This is a genomic window from Elusimicrobiota bacterium (assembly GCA_026388095.1).
Taxonomy (GTDB): Bacteria; Elusimicrobiota; Elusimicrobia; order UBA1565; family UBA9628; genus UBA9628.
Genome location: JAPLKL010000037.1, coordinates 1 through 17,051, shown reverse-complemented (window position 1 = coordinate 17,051; position 17,051 = coordinate 1). Strand labels below are relative to the sequence as shown.

12 protein-coding genes and 1 pseudogene are annotated in these 17,051 nt (G+C 68.1%); 7 read left to right on the top strand and 6 right to left on the bottom strand.

Annotated elements, in window-relative coordinates; all coding sequences use genetic code 11:
• Positions 1 to 14: 14 nt before the first annotated feature.
• Positions 15 to 1,646, bottom strand: coding sequence for an AsmA family protein (locus NTY77_08370; GenBank protein ID MCX5795490.1), 1,632 nt, complete (start codon positions 1,644 to 1,646; stop codon positions 15 to 17).
• Positions 1,647 to 1,680: 34 nt separating this feature from the next.
• Positions 1,681 to 2,355, bottom strand: a complete 675-nt coding sequence (locus NTY77_08365; protein ID MCX5795489.1) for a M50 family metallopeptidase — start codon at positions 2,353 to 2,355, stop codon at positions 1,681 to 1,683.
• Between the two features lie 103 nt (positions 2,356 to 2,458).
• Between NTY77_08365 and NTY77_08360 the strand changes: the two genes are divergently transcribed.
• Both NTY77_08360 and NTY77_08355 read left to right on the top strand, forming a co-directional pair.
• Positions 2,459 to 5,263 (top strand): hypothetical protein, encoded by a 2,805-nt coding sequence (locus NTY77_08360; protein MCX5795488.1) that lies wholly within the window; start codon positions 2,459 to 2,461, stop codon positions 5,261 to 5,263.
• A 13-nt stretch (positions 5,264 to 5,276) separates the two neighbouring features.
• Complete coding sequence (locus NTY77_08355) at positions 5,277 to 5,834, top strand: hypothetical protein (protein ID MCX5795487.1); 558 nt, start codon at positions 5,277 to 5,279, stop codon at positions 5,832 to 5,834.
• Positions 5,835 to 5,847: 13 nt separating this feature from the next.
• Here NTY77_08355 and NTY77_08350 read toward each other — a convergent pair whose 3' ends face one another.
• The gene (locus NTY77_08350; protein MCX5795486.1) at positions 5,848 to 7,761 is read right to left on the bottom strand and encodes a tetratricopeptide repeat protein; all 1,914 of its coding nucleotides are present in this window, start codon (positions 7,759 to 7,761) and stop codon (positions 5,848 to 5,850) included.
• A gap of 89 nt (positions 7,762 to 7,850) precedes the next feature.
• Here NTY77_08350 and NTY77_08345 point away from each other — a divergent pair, with 89 nt between their 5' ends.
• The gene (locus NTY77_08345) at positions 7,851 to 8,207 is read left to right on the top strand and encodes a hypothetical protein (GenBank protein ID MCX5795485.1); all 357 of its coding nucleotides are present in this window, start codon (positions 7,851 to 7,853) and stop codon (positions 8,205 to 8,207) included.
• On the opposite strand, the gene NTY77_08340 is transcribed toward NTY77_08345, so the two are convergent.
• Complete coding sequence (locus NTY77_08340; GenBank protein ID MCX5795484.1) at positions 8,204 to 10,378, bottom strand: protein kinase; 2,175 nt, start codon at positions 10,376 to 10,378, stop codon at positions 8,204 to 8,206. The two genes, NTY77_08345 and NTY77_08340, sit on opposite strands and share 4 nt — an antisense overlap.
• A gap of 408 nt (positions 10,379 to 10,786) precedes the next feature.
• A complete protein-coding gene (locus tag NTY77_08335) occupies positions 10,787 to 10,936 on the bottom strand; it encodes a hypothetical protein (GenBank protein ID MCX5795483.1) in 150 nt (49 codons plus the stop codon).
• Between the two features lie 119 nt (positions 10,937 to 11,055).
• On the opposite strand from NTY77_08335, the gene wrbA reads away from it, so the two are divergent.
• The 3 genes from wrbA to NTY77_08320 all read left to right on the top strand — a co-directional run bounded on the left by wrbA (position 11,056) and on the right by NTY77_08320 (position 13,891).
• On the top strand, positions 11,056 to 11,679 hold the full coding sequence (gene wrbA, locus NTY77_08330) for an NAD(P)H:quinone oxidoreductase (GenBank protein ID MCX5795482.1): 624 nt from the start codon (positions 11,056 to 11,058) through the stop codon (positions 11,677 to 11,679).
• 132 nt (positions 11,680 to 11,811) lie between these two features.
• On the top strand, positions 11,812 to 12,711 hold the full coding sequence (locus NTY77_08325) for a hypothetical protein (GenBank protein MCX5795481.1): 900 nt from the start codon (positions 11,812 to 11,814) through the stop codon (positions 12,709 to 12,711).
• Between the two features lie 91 nt (positions 12,712 to 12,802).
• Positions 12,803 to 13,891 carry an ATP-binding protein gene (locus NTY77_08320; protein MCX5795480.1) on the top strand — a complete coding sequence of 363 codons (1,089 nt, stop codon included), beginning with the start codon at positions 12,803 to 12,805 and terminating at the stop codon, positions 13,889 to 13,891.
• Here NTY77_08320 and NTY77_08315 read toward each other — a convergent pair.
• Positions 13,888 to 16,320, bottom strand: a complete 2,433-nt coding sequence (locus tag NTY77_08315; GenBank protein MCX5795479.1) for an AAA family ATPase — start codon at positions 16,318 to 16,320, stop codon at positions 13,888 to 13,890. The genes NTY77_08320 and NTY77_08315 overlap by 4 nt on opposite strands.
• Before the next feature lie 203 nt (positions 16,321 to 16,523).
• Between NTY77_08315 and NTY77_08310 the strand changes: the two are divergent.
• Positions 16,524 to 16,622: pseudogene (locus NTY77_08310) on the top strand (prepilin-type N-terminal cleavage/methylation domain-containing protein).
• Positions 16,623 to 17,051 lie beyond the last annotated feature (429 nt).

The following is a 17,051-nucleotide window of genomic DNA, read 5'->3' as shown; positions in this document are numbered from 1 at the left end:
GATCCGCCGCCCGCCTATCTCTTCCTGAACAGGCCCTTCAAGAGGTTCAGGGCGGGCTGGGCGAGCTTCTGGACCGGCTCGGCCAGGGCTTTGGTCAGGCGCAGCTTGGGCTTGGGCTCGTCGAAGGTCCCCCCCACGTCCACGCCGATGGGCGCCACGTTGGCCAGGGCTATCGTGACCTGGAGGTTGAGCTTCTGCGCGGGCAGGTCGATGGTGCCGCCCGCCGTGACCTTGGCCGCCGCGCTGGTCATGTGGAATTCCTTGATGGTCATGAGCCCGCGTTCGAAGAGGTAGTCGCCCTTGATCTCGGAGAAAGCGAGCTGGTCGAAGGAGGGCAGCAGGCGCAGGGCCGAGCCCAGGCGTCCGATCTGCTTGAGCACGGTCAGGGGGATGAGCAGGGCCTTCATGAGATTGGAGCGCCCGCCGGCCCCCTCCTCGGATTGGAAGGTGCCGCCGCCCACGCTGAGCTTGGCGGCGCCGGAAAGCCCGCGCAGGTCCGGGGTGATGCCCTTGAGGTCCCAGGTCATGAGCAGCTTCTCGGCCTTGAAGGTGCGGTAGAGGATCTTGTCCACCGCGACCTTGCCGCTGGTCTTCATGGGCGGACCCGCGGAGACGGGGGCGGCCGCGGCGGGCTTGGCCGGCTTGGCAACCGTCTTGGCGACCGGGGCCGGCGCGCCCTTGCCCGCCGCCGGCTGCGGCCCGGCCATGAGGTCTTTGACCTCGAGGAGCTTGGCCGCATCGAGTTCGCTCAGGCTGGCTTCCAGCTGGGCGTCCGGCGCTTTGTTGAAGTCCCGGATGACGGCTTTGATCGAGAGCTTGCCGCTGCCGAGCCTGCCCTTGAGGTCCTCGGCTTTGAGGGTCTCTCCGTCCAGGTGCACGGGGCCGGCCAAAGACAGGGCCAGGCCGGAGAGGTCCGCGGAGAGCTTCTTGATGTCGAGGGAGAGCTTGCCCGAGGACAACCAGGAGAGGTCCACCTGGCCGTCGAAGTCCAGCTTGGCCTTGAGGCTGCCCGGCGCGACCTGCTCGGCCTGCAGCCCCGCCTCGACGCCGAAAGGCTTGGCCAGGCTCAGGTCCTTGATGACGCCCTGGAGCTTGCCGACGCGCCACTGCGCGCCTGTGACCTTGTCCTGATAGGTGATGCGCCCGTCCTTGAGCGCGACGACCGACGCCTGCAGGGCGAAGGGCAAGGATAGCCCGGCCGACGCGATCGTGGGCTTGGCTTCGGGAGCCTTGGCCGGAGCCGCCAGGAGGTCCGAGAAGTTGAAGACGCCGGGCTTGAGCTGGACCACGGCCAGACTCGGGCCCGCCACGGTGATCTCATCGATGACCACGGTCTTGCGCAGCAGCGGCAGCAGCCGGATGCGGAAGCGGAAGGTCTCCACGCCCGCGAAGACCCCGGCCTTGAAATCCGGCTTCTCCGAGACCTCCAGGCCCTCCACGACCAAGCCTTTGATCACCCCGAGTTCCACGGACTTGAGCCTGACCTCGCGGTGGAGGTACTTGCCGGCCTGCTCGACGATGAGCTGCTGGACTTTCTGCGGGGGCAGCCAGATCTTGAGCGCGATGGTCAGCGCCGCGACGCCGGCCAAGGCGGCGATCACGACGGCGGCGAGGATCTTATAGATGGTAGGCATTCCCTGGGGCATGAAGGGATTCTACCAAATGACCGGGCGAACCGGCTTATCGCGGACGGCCAGGAGCCAGCGCGACTTTGAGCGCCGCGGCTAGGCAGAACAGCGCCAGGATGCCCCAGAGCGCGGCCCAGACCGCTGCCGGCAGGGGCAGGATCTCGCGGGAGAACATGGTCGCGTCGGTGGGGCCGGAGACCTTCGTCAGGTCGCGGATATCGAAGAGCGCGTAAAGGCAGCTGGCGCTGCCGATGCAGGTCAGGAGCGCGTCGTTGGCGCCCTCCGGGAGCCAGCGGCCCGCCGAGGCCAGGGCCGCGCCCAGCAGAAGCCCTGCAGCGAAGCCGAACCAGGATCGCACATAGAGGCAAGTGACGACCATGAGCCCCAGGCCCAGGACGAGGGAGATGTACTTGTCCCAGCGGGTCCGGCAGGCGAGTATGAGGATGACGCCGCCCCAGAACATGGAGCCCAGGTAGCCGGCCGGCAGGATCACCCAGCGCCAGCCGCCGCGGGTCCAGCACAGTCCGCTGCCGTTGGATTCGACGGTGATCCTGTCGATATGGCCGCCCGTGAGCACCGCGGCCAGGCCGTGGCTGCTCTCGTGGAGGAAGGTCACGAGGATGCGGATGGGATAGACCACCCGGGTGTTCCACAGGAACCAGAGCGCGACGAGCACCGCGGCCAAGCCCAGCAGCCGTCTCAGGGGCGATGGGGAAGGTAGTGCCATGGCATCTCCGGCCGCAGAGAACCTACCATATTTCCCCAGGAGCAATAAGGGTGTATACTTTGTGAAGTTTATGAGGGTCTGACCCCGTCGGAGAGAGGCATCCATGAAAGATGACATCCTGTTCTACCTCGTCTTTACCACTGTGTGCGTGGTAGGGGTCGGGACCATGGTGCGATGGTTCTTGGACCAACTCCGGGGAGCCAAAAGCCCGGCGGCCCCGGCGCAAGCCGGCGGGGCCCGCCGGAAGTTCGAAGACCTCCTCAAGAGCGGAAGACTCGACAGCAAGACCGCGGCCGAGCTCTGGGCCGCTTTGCGCCTGCCCGGGCCGGCCCCCGCTTTGCCGCCGCCGCCGGCCGTAGGGATATCCGTCCGGCCGGCACCTGCGGAACTTCCGATACCGCAGGCGGCCCCGCACGCCGCGGGCGGCATCTCGAGCGACATCAAGACCTTGCTCATCTCGGGCTCCACGCTCTTCGTGCTCTCGGCCTACATCTTCGTGCGCACCTACTGGGAGGTCATCCCCCCCGAGATGAAGTTCCTGTTCCTGGTGCTCATGACCGCGGGAATCTACGGCGGGGGCCGGCTCCTGCACGGCAAGGGCAGGACCCCCAGCACCGCGGAAACCTTGATGGACCTGGGGGTCGCCTTGGTCCCCTTCGTCTTCTTCGCGGCCGACGTCCTCATCCTGGGCAAGACCTTGACCTACGCGTCGGCCTGGGGCTTCGGCTGCGCGGGCATGGCCTTGGCCGCTTTGGCCAGCGCCGCCGGCGTGCCCACGCTGTCCATGGGCATCATCCTGGCCGTGGGCTGCCACGGCGCGGTCTACCTGGCCTGCCTGAGCAGCGCGTTGGACCCCCAGTCCCAGGCCTTGGCCCTGGCCTGCGCGGCTTTGGCCCTGCTGGCCGCGGCCTGCGCCGTCCCGATGGACGAGCGCCTGCGCAAAGGCCTCACCGCGGGGCTCAACACCGGCGCTTTGGCCGCCGGAGCCCTCCTGGCCATGCACGGCTTCTTCATGAACCAGCCTCAACATCTGCTCGCCGGCCTGACGCTGGTCCTCTTAGGCATCACCTTCGCGGTGCAGGCCCGGCTCTTCAACCCGCTCTTCGCCTACGCGGCCGGGCTGTGCTTCATGGGAGGCGCGGCCGTGCTCCTGCATCACAAGCATGTCCCCCCCTACCGCTACGGGCTGCTCCTGGTCCCCTGCGGCCTGCTCTCGACCCTGCGGGCCTGGACCTTCGAGCGCGCGGGCCGCAAGAAGCTGGCCGAGCCCTATTTCGTGCTCGGCCAGGCCGCGGCCGGCTTCTCCATCGCCATGCTGATGCCCGCCTGGTCCTCCTACGTCCATGACGGCTTCGCCTCCATGATGATGGTGCTGATGCTGGCGGCCCTGGCCTACGGGTCCATGGGCGCCATGTACGGCGCCCCGGCCTACACCTACGCATCGAGCCTGATGCTCCTGGCCGCCTTAGGCGCCGCGGTGCAGAACGGGGGACACAGCTTCACCATGGGCGCTCTGGAGTTCACGGCCGCGGCCTACGTGCTGCTGGCCGCGGCTTTGCTGGGCGGGGAGAAGCGGCAGGAGCAGCTGGGCACGCCCCTGACCGCCGTAGGTCTGGGCACGATGTCGCTGTCCTTGGCCGTCACCGCGGGCCGCTGGGCCGAGCCGATCCTCACCGGGAAGACCGCGCATTCCGGCCTGCCCCCGGAACAGCTCACCACGGCCCTGACCGTAGCCCTGCTCGGCGCTGCGGCCTACGCCGCCGTAGGCTGGGCCAGGAAGAGGACGGAGTTCCTCTACCCGGCCTTGGCCAGCGCCACTTTGGCCTATGTCTTCATCTTGGAGAAGCTCGGCGGCGGCGTGGACCCGCTGACCGTCTCCTGGGTGGTGGCCGCGGCTTTGGGCGCCTGCTACGTCCTGGACATACTCGACTGGGAGAAGCCCTCGCGCTGCTTCGCGGTCTGGGGCGAGGTCTTCGCGGCCTTGGTCGCCATCTGGAGCCTGAGCTCGCCGGCGGCCACGGCCCTGCCCGCGGCCACGGTCTGCCTGCTGGCGTTCCTGCCCGGCCTGTGGGTCGGGCGCATGGACCTGGTGGCGGGCGCGGTCATCGGGGGCTACCTCCTGCATTGGCTCTGGTTCGACAAGACCGGGCACGGCAAGGCCTCGGACTACGCCCTGCATCTGCTGCTGGTCAACTGCGTGATGGTGGCGGCGCGCACGCTGGTCTCCGCCGTGCGGCCCACGGCCTCGGTGGAGCCCTTCCGCGCCTTGGTGCCGGTGTTCTCGGCGCTGAGCTTGCTGCTGGTGGTGACGGACGCGGACACGGCCTGGCAGCTCTACAGCGCCTACGGCGTGCTGGCCTTGGTGGTGAGCCTGGTCCACTACGATGGGAAGCATCTGTGGGGCGGGGCTGCGCTGCTGCTGTGCGGCTACGAGTTCTTCCTCTCCGCCTCCCACGTGACCCAGACCGAGGCCTACACGGTGCCGCCGGCGCTGTTCTTGCTGGTCTGCGGGCACCTGCTCGAGGGCGAGACCAAGCAGCGCCGCGAGCAGCAGGACGCGCTCTTGGTGGCGGGCCAGCTGGTGCTCTATCTGCCCTCCTTCGCCCAGGCGCTGGACGAGACCTGGCAGCTGCATGGGGTCTTCGTGGGCATGGCGAGCCTGGCCTTGGTGCTCTGGGGCATGACCTGCAAGAAGAAAGCCTTGACCACGCTGAGCCTGCTGGTGATGCTGGTCAACGCGGGGGTGCAGTCGCGCCAGATGTTCTACGCGATCCCGCGCTGGGCCTATCTGGCGGTGGGCGGCCTGACGCTGGTGGGGCTGGGCGGGATGTTCGAGTTCAAGAGCGACTCCTTGGTCAAGCTCAAGGACTCGGTCGCGCAGAAACTCGACTCCCAGGATGGGCCTTGAGCGGACGCTGAGCATGTCGAATCCCTTCAGCTACGACGCGCGCCGCGACATCGAGACGCTCTGGCTCAACAACATGCTGACCAGCATCCTCATGGAAGACTGGTCGGCGGCGGCGGCCCGGCTGGCGGCGACGGAGCGCGAGAAGGAGTTGGCCTGCTGGATCGCCGGCCACGACTACACCGTGCACGGCATGGGCCTGTGCGGCTTCGATCTCAGCGAGCTGCCCTGGTCCCATGATTCGTTCGAGCCGGACCGGGATTTCTTCCTGAAGACGATAGCCGCCGCGCGAGAGCGCTTTCTCCATGACGAAAGGCTGACCGATTTTCTGGATCGACTCTCGACGATGGTCCAGTCGTTCGCGCTCGCGCATGCCGCCCCCGCGGACAAGCTCGACTGGCCCAAGCCGGCGTCGTTCGAGCTCTGTCCCATGCACGCGATCTACAAGCATGCCTATGGCTGCCTGCGCTGCAACGCCATCGATGACGGCAACAACAGCCGGGATATCCAAAAGAGCCTCACGCAGCCGCGCCGGATCAAGACCACCCCTTGGAAGCCGCCGGAATCATCCTGATTGTCGGGCGGACTCAGCGGGACCGGCGCAGATGGGCTAGGATGGCGGCGGCGATGTTCTCGGCCAGGAGCCGGTGCCCCTTGGGCGCGCCGTGGCCGAAGTCGCCGGCGAAGTTGTCGCTGAAGTAGGCCGAGAAGCCTTCCCGGGCCACGGCCTGCGCGAACGAGCTCTGGTTGTCGACGAAGATGACCCCGTCCTGCCCGGCCAGCAGGCGTTTGAGCGGCGCCACGCTGCGCATAGGGTACTGCACGCTGACCAAAGTCGCCCTCCGTCGGTCCAGGGCGGCCTTGATGGCGCGGTAGTTCTCGCGGGTCACCGGGCTGTACTGCCGCATCAGCAAGGCGTCGCGCCGCTCGGCGAATTCCCGGGAGCGCTCCGGCCGGCCAGTCTCCGAATAGAGCGCGGCCAAGGCCGCCACGGCGCGGACATCCCTCGGCTTGAGCGCGGCTGCCCGGAGCAGTTCGGACTCCGCGTCGGCCGGGCGATGCTGGAGCTTGAGCGTCAGGCCCAGATAGAGATGCGCCTGGGCGTTGTCGGGGTCTACGGCGGCGAACTGCCGGGAAGCGCGCTCTGCGGCGAGGTAATGCCCCCGCCCCAGCCCCGTCAGCAAGTTGGCCAGGATGTCATAGCCCCTGGGGTCCTTCGGGGCGGAGGCTATGGCCCGCCGCGCGAAAGCCTCGGCCTCAGAGACCTCCCTGCGGCGCAAGTGATAGGTCGCCAGGGCCAGGTCAGCGTCGGGTGTGTCCGGTTCCAGACGCAGGGCCTGTTGATAGACCGCCCAGGCCTCATCGTCCTTGTGTTGTTCCAGGCAGGCCCGTCCCAGCCTCCAGAGCACGAAGGCCTTCTCCGCGCCGCCATCCAGCAGCTTCCGATAGAATCTCTCCGCCACCGCCGGTTGGTCGATCAGGAAGCTGTCAGCCAGGGCCATGAAAGCCCGCGCCTGGCCGGGGTCGAGACGCAGGCAGCGGCGCCAGGCCGCTTGAGCTTCAGCATCGCGGCCTTGTCCGCGGTAAAAACTCCCCAAGACCCACCAGTAATCCGGCCGGTCCGGATGTTGTGTCGTCAAACCCAGGAACAGCTTCTCGGCCCGGAGGCCCTCGCCTTGCCGCGTCCAGGCCTGGCCTAGCCCCTCTAGGGCGCCGACCGCGGCTGGGTCTTTGGCCAGCGCCTTGGTGAACGCGGCCTGGGCGAGGGCCCAGTCCCGGCGCCGCAGATGGTACTGCCCCCAGGCCGTCAACGACTCCGGGGCCTCGGACGCCAGAGACCGGGCCCGTTCGATGAGGAGCCGGGCCTGCGCTGGGCGGCCTTGGACCGACTCGACCGCCGCCAGAGCCAGCAAAGTGCGCACCTCATGCGGAGACAGCCGGGCCGCCTCGCGCAAAAGGGTCTCCGCGGCTGCGACCCTGCCGTCCTGGACCAAGCGGTTTCCCCGGCGCAGATGATTCAGCCATTGCGGCAGGGGCGCCCGTCCCGCCTGAGGATGGACTTGCCAGTCCAGACGGGGCACCTCTTGACAGGCCGCCTCCTGCCGGCGCCGGGCCGCGCCCATCCAGGCGAGAGAGATGAATCGGACCGCGCGCGAGTGCCGGAACAGGAAGGACTCATGGCCCGGCGCCGCATCCAGGTAGGCCACACCCTGGTCGTTGTTGCCGATCATGGCCACCACGATATCAGGCCGGTAGCGGTCGAGGTTCTCCTGCAGGTGGGAGAGCACGTAGCTGCTGTTGGTGGCGCCGCGGCCTTCGTCGATGACGCTGAACCCGGGGCTGGGGCTATATGCGTTAAGGAGCTCCTCCAACGGCCGGGGATAGCTGCCCGCGGTCAGGGAGTCTCCCAGGCACAGCACGCGATACGTTCCCGGACGCTCGGCACGGGCCCGGTTGCGCCATTGCGCCGCCGCGGACGTCGTCCAGAGCACCAGCCGCATCCCCGCTTCCAGAAGAAGACCAGCGGCCAACGCCCCCGCAGCCAACACCAGCAGCCGTCTTTTCAGGTCAGCCCCCCCTAGAAGCCGCTATGATAACATACCCGGAGACAACCGAGTTGGGCGCCATCTGGACCGACAGACAGTACGCCAAGATCAAAAACACCCTGGAGGGCGAGCGGGTGTCCTTGGGCGTCGAGGGACAGTTCAACTCGGCCGACGGGAGCCTCGCCGTGACCGGGGTCCTGCCTGGATCGAGAGCCGAAAAGGTGCTCCATCCGCTCGACCGCATCCTGAAGGGTTTCCTCGTCGATCAGGACGAGAAGGTCGTAGCCGAGCTCGCCCGCCTGCCTATCCAGGACCGCCTGGCCAGCGACGATGCGATCCTGACCGCCATCAGTATCCTCCTGCGCGACAGGAGGAAGTCGTCCGCGCCGGCGCCGGGCTAGGCCGGACGGGCCGCGGCCGCCCCGGCGCAGGCCGAGGCGAATTCCGCGGCAAAAGCCGCGGCGTCGCGATGGCGCCGGGTGGGGTCGGGGTCCAGGGCGCGCGCGAAGAACCCGTCGAGCGCCGGCGGCAGGGACTGCAAGCGCGAGGTGACCGGCTCATAGCGCCGCTGCAGCTTGGCGTCCAGGTAGTCCGGCCCCGCGAAAGGCCGGCTCCCGCAGAGCAGCTCGTAGGCCATCACGGCCAAGGCGTAGAGGTCCGAGGCCTTGGACACGCTGCCCAGGCCCTGCTCCGGCGCCATGTAGGGAGGCGTGCCGGCCGCCATGGTCTGCGTCAGGGCGGCGGCGGCCCGCGACTGGTGCGCGATGCCGAAGTCCATCACCTTGGCACCCCCGTCTGCGCCGATCATCACGTTGCCGGGCTTGAGGTCCCGGTGGATGATGCCCTGCGCGTGCGCGGCTGAGAGCGCCGAGGCCATCTCTCCCACGAGGCGCCGCACGGCCGCGATGGGCAGGGCCCGGTCCAGGGCCAGGACCTGGTCCAGGGACCGTCCCTCGATGTACTCGAAGATGAGGTAAAGCTCGCCATCGTCGAGCACCGTGTGGATCTCGGCCACATGGGGATGCTTGAGCCGGGCCACCAGACGCGCCTCGCGCAGAAAACGCTCGCGGTCGTCCGCCAAGGTCTGCTCGCCGCTCTGCAGGCGCTTGATGGCCACGCGGCGCTGCAGGGCCTGGTCGAAGCCCTCGTAGACCACGCCCATGCCGCCCCGGCCCAGCTCCCGGACGATGCGGTAGTTGTTGCCGAGGAGGCTCCCTTCCTGCAGCTCCGGCCCCGACGCGGCCGGCGCGCCCTCGGCCGAGGCCGCGGCGCGCGGCCGCGTGGTCAGACGGCGCGTCAGAGCGCGGCCGCGCTGAGTGCCCATGAGCCCCACGAGGACCAGCAGGAGCGAGAGGGCGATGATCCCTCCGCGCACCAGCCGCTTGGACGACGGCCGGACGGCTCGGGGAGCGGTGGCGGAAAGGCCGAGCTTGCCCGCCAGGGCCTCGGCCAAGGGCCGCAGGGAGGGGTCCAGGCTCAGCGCCGACTGGAGGTCGCGCGCCGAGGCGTCGGCCAGGCCGAGCCGTTCCTCGGCCATAGCCCGGTAGAGGAATCCCAGTCCGTTGCGAGGGTCGAGCTCTATGGCGCGGGCCGCATCCGCCAACGCCTGCTGGACCTGGCCTGACTCCAATTCCGCGTAGATCCGGGCGCGCAAGGCGCGGGCCGCCAGCAGGGCGCCGGGCTTGAGGTCGAGCGCCCGGCCGGCGTCGGTCACGGCCGCGGGATAGTTCTTGAGCTGATTGTCCACCTCGGCGCGCACCGTCCAGGCCGAGGGGTCGTTGGGATCCGCATCCAGCGACTGGCTCAGAGCGAGCAGGGCGCCCGTGTAGTCGCCCAGCTCGCGCTTGGAGAGCGCCTTCTCGACCAAAGGCGCGAAATGCGTCGGCTCGCGCGCGGGAGCCCAGGCCTGGGCCTGGTCCGCCACTTGCTGAGGCGTCAGCCGCGAGCCCGGGGCAGTGGCACCCGGCAGGGAAACGCCCGGCATGGCCCCGGCCGCCCCGGCCGAGCCCCCCAGGGGCTCCTCTTCGGACGGCCCGTGCAAGAAGCCTTGGGTCAGCCTCTTGAACTTGTCAGCCACGCCCTGGGCGCTCTTGACCCCGGCGCTCGGGCCGGCCATGAGCCCAGCGACCTTGTTCTCCGGGTCCACGGCCAGCACCTTCTGGGCCTCGGCCCGCGCCTCTTCGACGCGGCCCTGCTGGTACAAGGATTGCGCCAAACCCTGCAAGGCGGCCACGTTGTCCGGCTGCGCGGCCAGCGCGCGCCGGTAGTTGCGCGCCGCGTCCTCAGGCCGGCCCGCGAACAGGAAGTAATCTCCGGCCTGCGCCGAGGCGTTGACGCTGGCGGGGCCGGAGAGCTGCGGGATCTGCGTCTCGATGACCTGGCCGTAGGCCGACGCCTGGCTCTTCACCTCGGGCGGGATGTTGGACTCCGGGGAATACCGATTCCCTGCCGCTCCCGACTGGCCGCTCTGCCCGGTGAGCTGGGCCGCCGACTGGGCCGCAAGGGAAAAGCTGTGCGTCAGCTGGTCGATGCTCCCCAGGTTTCTCCCCCCCCCGATGGCGTTCTCGAACATGCTGGGGAAATTGCCCTTCTTATTAGCGGCGGCCGGGGTGAATAGACCCGTTTTAAGGTCGAGAGAGCCTAAGGTGGACTGGGCCGGATCCTCCCCCTTTGCCTTATACCCGTCGCCTTTCACGTCGTCGCTCTTGGCTTTCCCGGTCAAAAGAGCCGGGCCCCCCGCCTCCTGCACACTACCCTTCTCTTTATCTTTGGCGACCAGCGCGGGAGAAACGAGGAGGGCCAGGCCTAATGCCAAGAGGGGAGCACGCCGCATATATTGAAGTGTACGGCCAAGGCCGCATCTTGTCAATGGTGGATCCGATCGCAGAACAAGGATATCTGATAATTCTTGAGCGGGGTCCAGTCAGACGGCATCGAATTGAGCTGTTCAGGTGTGAGTCTCGTACTCCGCCTTCCTACTTCAGCGGCCTGAGAACTCGAAGAGTTCCCAGGGCTTGAACATGGTGTAGGGCAGGGGCTGGATCTCGTAGACCTTGCCGGGTCCGGGCCGGGGAGCCGGGGGCCTGGCCAGAGGCTCGGGCTGAGGGGACTGCTCATGGGGGAGCGGCATGGCCGGGGATTATTATACGATTGTGCGGGGATGCCGAAGCAGTGATATATAATACGGTCCACGGCGGGCTCATCATAAAGCTCATCGACGCAGCGATGCCACCATAAAGGAGAAATATCATGAAGATCCTCGTCGCTTATTATTCCATGTACGGGCACGTTTACAAGCTGGCCCAGGCCGCGGCCGAAGGAGCCCGCGGAGTCCCGGGCGCCGAGGTCTCGCTCAAGCGCATCCCCGAGACCCTGGCCAAGGAAGCGCTCGAGAAGATGGGCGCGCTGGCCGCGCAGAAAGAGCAGGAGGCGGTGCCGGTCTGCGCGGTCGAGGACCTGGCCGCGGCCGACGCCGTCATCTTCGGAACGCCCACGCGCTTCGGCAACATGTGCGGCCAGATGCGCCAGTTCCTCGACTCCACCGGCGGGCTCTGGCTGAAAGGCTCCATGGTGGGGAAGGTCGGCAGCGTCCTGACCAGCTCCGCCACCCAGCACGGCGGACAGGAATCCACGCTCCTCTCTTTCCACATCACGCTCCTGCACCACGGCATGGTGGTCGCCGGGCTTCCGTACGCCTACCACGGGCAGATGACCATCGCTGAGATGACCGGAGGCTCGCCTTACGGAGCGTCCACCATCGCGGGAGGCAAGGGAGAGCGCGTCCCCAGCGCGAACGAACTGGACGGGGCCAAGTTCCAGGGCCGCTACGTGGCGCGGCTCGCGGAAAGGCTGGCCGGGGTGAAGGTCAGCTAGTTCGGGCCCGGCCTGGACCCGGGAGGGTCTAGGCCTTTTGCCGCCGCGGGCGAGCCCTCAAGGCCCAGGGCCGCATCGGCCGCTCGCCGCTATAATCCTCGCGGGAGGGGTCGGTCCTCCCGGGAGGCCGCAATGACGAAGAAGCTGTCCATCCTGGCCCTGCTCGCCGCTTTGGGCGGGTCCGCACAGGCGCAGGCCCCGCTCAGCGAGGCGCAGTTCGCCGCGCAGCTGCAGGGCATCCGCATCCAGTCCGCGTCCGCGGGCCAGACGCTCGCCGCCGCCGTGCAGGCGCGCGCCGCCGAGACCCCCGAGCCGCAGCGCCTGATCGGGTCCGTGCTGACGGCAATGAACGACGCTCCCGGCACGGGAGAGCTACTCGTGACCTGGCTGCGCGAGCACCAGGCCGTAGTCGAGTTCAGCGGCCAAGCCCGGGGCCGCAGCGCGCATGCCTGGCTCGGAGCGCCGGATGAGCGCGCCATCCCCGCGGTGTACCTCGACCCGGCTTTGGCCCAGCCCGTGTCCTACCGGTACCTGGCCGTGTACGTGGCCAAGGAGACGGCGGAGCTGATGCTCAAGGATTTCCCGGAGTCCGCGGAGAAGCGCTACATCGCGGCCAGCCGCATGGCCGAGTCCTTCTTCGAGCTCGGGGGCACCCGCATGACCATGGAGGACATCGACGGGCACCAGGACGCGGCCGTTGCGCAGGCCATCCGCCTCTGGGTCGAGCACGACCCGTCCAGCGGCGTCCCCTATCTGCAGAAGCAGGGAGTGCCGACGCTGGCGGAAGTCCGCGCCAAGCAATCCGCCGAGTCGACCCGGTTGGTCAACCTCAAGTACGCCATCGAGCAGATGCTGACCGTGCCCAACGACCCCAACGCCGAGTCGCTGCGCGCCGAGCTGGCGCAGAGCGAGGCCGCGCTGGCCGCGGCGCAGAAGACCGCGGCGGCCGCAGACGCCGCGCAGAAGGAGTTCGCGGAGTTCTCGATCCAGGAGAAGACCTGGCTGTGGGAGCATCAGGGAACGCTGCAATAGTCCCGTAGCGGCAGCCCCGGCTTCCCGTACGGACGCCCCGAGCCCCTCGCGTGAGGGGCCGGGGCGGCATTTTGGTATCATTATCCCTGCTATGGTAAAATTGGAGGACAACCTTTTCTTCCGCAGGTTCAGCGCGGATTCCCGACGCAGCCTGGCCGCCGCCGCCGGGAGACGGTCCTATGGCGACGGCGCCGACATCTTCGATGAGTCCTCCGTCCCCGAGTCGATCTGCCTCGTCGCCTCAGGGGAAGTCCAGCTCGTCAAGGGTTCGGCGCGGGGCCGCGCCGTGGTGCTCGCCACAGTCGGGCCCGGGGACTACTTCGGAGAGATCGGGGTCATGTACCGCAAAGCGCGGATCACGGGGGCCCGCGCCAAGGGGCGCGTGCTCATCTACAAGATCCCCGGCGCGGATTTCCGGAAGGCCCTGGCCTGCGAGCCCCCGGAAGTGACGCGGGACATCTCGGCCAGGGCCGTCGATTATCTCCAAGCCATCGATGAGAAGTTCGTGGTGGAAACCCTGCGCAAGGAGAAGATCCATCTGATCGGGGAACTGGCGGGCTCGATCATCCACGACTTCAAGAATCCGCTGACCAGCATCCGTCTGGCGGGCTCCGTGATCCTGCAGGAGCACAAGGAAGCGGAGACCCAGCGCTGCTGCCAGATCATCCAGTGTCAGGCGGAGCGCATGGCCGGGATGGCGCAGGAGTTGCTGGATTTCGCCCGAGGCCAGGCCGACCTCAAGGTCGAGCCCGTGCCCCTGAGAGACCTCTTCGAGGAGTTCCGCGCCCTGAACCAGGGGTTCCTGGCGAACTCCCATGTGACGCTGGACATCGCCCCGGTGCAGGGGGATGTCCGGGCGGACCGGACGCGGCTGCTGCGGGTCCTCCAGAACCTGGTCGGCAACTCCGCAGACGCCCTCGCCCCCAAGGGCGGCACCGTGTGGCTCGAGGCGACTCGGGACCGAGGCCGCGTCCAGATCACGGTCAAAGACGACGGCCCTGGGATCCCCGCCGCGATCCGCGGCCGCGTCTTCGAACCCTTCGTCTCGCACGGCAAGCGCAGCGGCAGCGGCCTGGGCCTCACGATCGCGAAGAACCTGGTCGAGGCGCACGGGGGCAGCCTCTCTCTCTTGCCCCAGAACGGGCGAGGGACCACCTTCCGGATCTCGCTTCCCGGCTAGGAGCCGGGCGCCGCGGCCGGGAAGAGCTCGGCGAGGACCTGGGCGATGGCCTCGGCGATGGCGGGGTCCTCCACGATGGAGGCGGGGTTGTAGGTCTTGCGGAACACGTCGGCGGGGTCCTCGGACGGATAGCGGCTGAGGTGCTGGGCGATGTACATGAGGGTCCGGGGCGCGATGGGCAGGGGGAGCACCTCCGGGTAGAGCCGGCGCAGGCGGCCGGCCGCCGCGACCAGCCTGGAGATGAGCTCGGACGGGACCTCCGGGTAGAATAGGCCCAGAAGGGCCCGCTCCTCCTCGGGCGGCAGGTACTTGACGTCCAAAGTCAGGCCGAAGCGGCTGGAGAGCTCGCCCGACGGAGGCTCGCCCTTGTAAGGGGGCTTGACCGGGTTCATGGTCCCGATGATCCAGGACTTGCGCTTGTCGTACTTGATGACCCTGCCGTCGGGCAGGCGGTACTCGCCGTTCTGCAGGATGTTGTTGAGGACCGCGATTCCCTCCAGGGGCTTGTGCATCTCGTCAAGGAGCAGGATGCCCCCCTCCTGCATCCAGCGCAGCACCGTGGACATGGTCAGGCCCGTCTTGTTCTTGCCCTCCTCGCCGAAGGTCTCGCGCGCTATCAAGTCTTTGTTGCGCGTGTACTCGTTCATCGACACCATCCACAGCTGGTTGCCCGTGAGCTTGGCCAGCATGGTCGCGATCCAGGTCTTGCCCCCTCCGGTCTCGCCGATGTAGAGGACATGCTGGTTTAAAGTGAACCCCTTCAGGGTGTCGTAGATCAGACGCTTGTTGGTAGGCAGGTTGAGAGCGCGCCAGTCATCTTCCGAGATGCCCAAGTCCCGGACCTCCCGCGGCGGGGCGGGACGGCCCAGGACCCGGCTCAGCGCCTCCCGGGCCCGGGCGGCCCAGGACCGGGCCGGGGCGGGCCTGCCAGCGATGGGGAAGGTCAGGTCGCCGATATGCAGGGCCGCGTCCTTGACGAACATGGGGTTGCGCTCGGACCAGAGCCGGACCGTGTCGGGAGGCTCTCGCTGGCCCATCAGGTCCTGACGCTGGAATTGCAGCACGCGCGAGCCCGCGCCGAGGTAGACCGTGTCGCCATCCAGGTGCAGAGTGGGCTTGACTCCCTCGGCGTCCAGGCCCGCCGCCGGGACGAGGCGGTAGCGGCCGCCGCGGACCTCCCACACGACCAGGCCTTCGGGCACCGCGGCGTAGAAGGTGTCTTGCGCTGGGTCCGCGGCGAGGGCCAGGATGCGGAACGGGATGCTCCCGTAGTCCGCGTCCCTCCATACGCGGGTCCCGTCCTGCTCATGACGGTAGAAGAGCCCCCGGCCCGCCGGGACCGCGGCTTCGGCCTCGAAAGCCCCGGTCTCCACGATGATGCCGCCGCCCGAGCTCTTCAGCCGCCGGCCCGGAAGGTGGAAGGTCATGGCGTCGCCGACCCCGGAGTCCTCGGCCAGCGCCATGCTGGTGATGGACTCGGCGTTCTGGCCCAGGGCGGGATAGGTGCGGGCGTAGAGGGCATCGAGGTCCCAGCGTCGCAGGTCGTTGCCGACCACGACGAAGACCCGGTTCGGCCCCGCCACGGCGAAGCGCGTCACCGGGCCCTCGTGGCAGGTGTAGGCCGCGGCGGTCTTTTTCTCGAGAGAGTAGACCACGAACCTGCCATGCGGGTCGATCCAGTAGAGGCTGTCGCCGAAGGCCGTGGCGTCCCGCGAGCCGGTAGGCGGCTCCCAGACGCGCGCCCCCGAGGCCGCGTCCGTCTTCTCCCAGGGCCCCGGAGCCGAATCGTCCCTGCTGATGGGGATGGAACGGCCTTCGCCCAAAGTCTCGCTCTTTTCGGCGTGGAAGGAGACAGGCGCCCGATCCCCGCCGGTGGCGGAGAGCCTCTCCCAGCCCGGTATCCGGGGCGGGGCCGGCAAGGGGACCTCCGGCGGGCTCTGGAGGTAGTCCGCGAACTCCTCCGCGGCCTGCGCAGGCCGCGACCCGTCGAAAAGCCGGGCCAGGCGGGTGAAGAGCCCCTGGCCAGACTCCGGCCGGGCGGACGGCTCGGAGGGCGATTCAGCGCGCAGGCTCGCGTCTTGAGAGGGCCCGGCAACGGGGGCGGGCTGCGGCAGGCCGGCGGACAGAACCGGCGCAGCGAGCGTCGGCAGGACGGGGATGCCGGCAGAGGCGGGCTGCAGCGAAAGGCCCGGGGGCTGCGGCAGGGCCACGCCAGGCGAAAGGTCCAGGCGCAAGCCTCCGCCGAGGGCTGCCGGCCCGGCGTCCGCCCGCAATCTTGGAGCCAAGGAGAGGCCCGCCACGGCCGGCAAGCCGGATGCGGCCCGGCCAGGGGTCTGCGTCCTTACCGCTGCGCGGGCGGCCGGGGGAGACAGCAGGGCCAAGCCCAAAAAGACAGCGAAAAAACGACCGGCTGCGTTGGGACCCGGCATGGAGAGATTCTATCAATGGGAACGGCCTCTTCTTCAGCGTCGGATGGCCCACGGCCAGCACGCCTTTTGACCCCTGGCCGCTTGGGTCGAACGGACCATGGAGAGGTCGCGGACCTGCACACAAATCGCCCACATTTCGGTTGTACATAATTCATCTGTTTAACGCATAATACTACTAGACGTAGTCTGGGGAGAAAGCGGCCATGAGAGTCAAGAGACAGAGCCGAGGCTTCACGCTCATCGAGTTGCTGGTGGTCGTCCTCATCATCGGCATCCTCGCTGCGGTCGGCGTCCCGCAGTACTTCAAGGTCGTCGAAAAAGGCCGCGTCGCCGAAGCGGTGGCCTATGTGGGAACCCTGAGACGGGCCCAGGACCGGTACTGCCTGTTCAAGGGAGCCTACGGCAGCGACGCCAACATCATGGATACCGGCGTGCCCAACTTCAAGTACTTCAGCAATGCCGCGTCCGTGGTAGGCGGGTCTCCCACCACGGGCTGGACAGTCACCATCACCCGCAACGCGGGCGCCCCGACCAACTACGGCGCCTACACGGTCACCTTCAACTCGCTCACCATGGTCTTTAGCTCCAACTCCGCCAACGCCGTAAACGACTTGCTGCCGCAATGATTTCAATTCACAAAATGCCCATGACTTGCTCTCTCATAATGCACGGCTCATCTGGCATACTATCCGAGGCTCTAGTCGACAAGCAGGGAAGGAGGGGAGGGGATA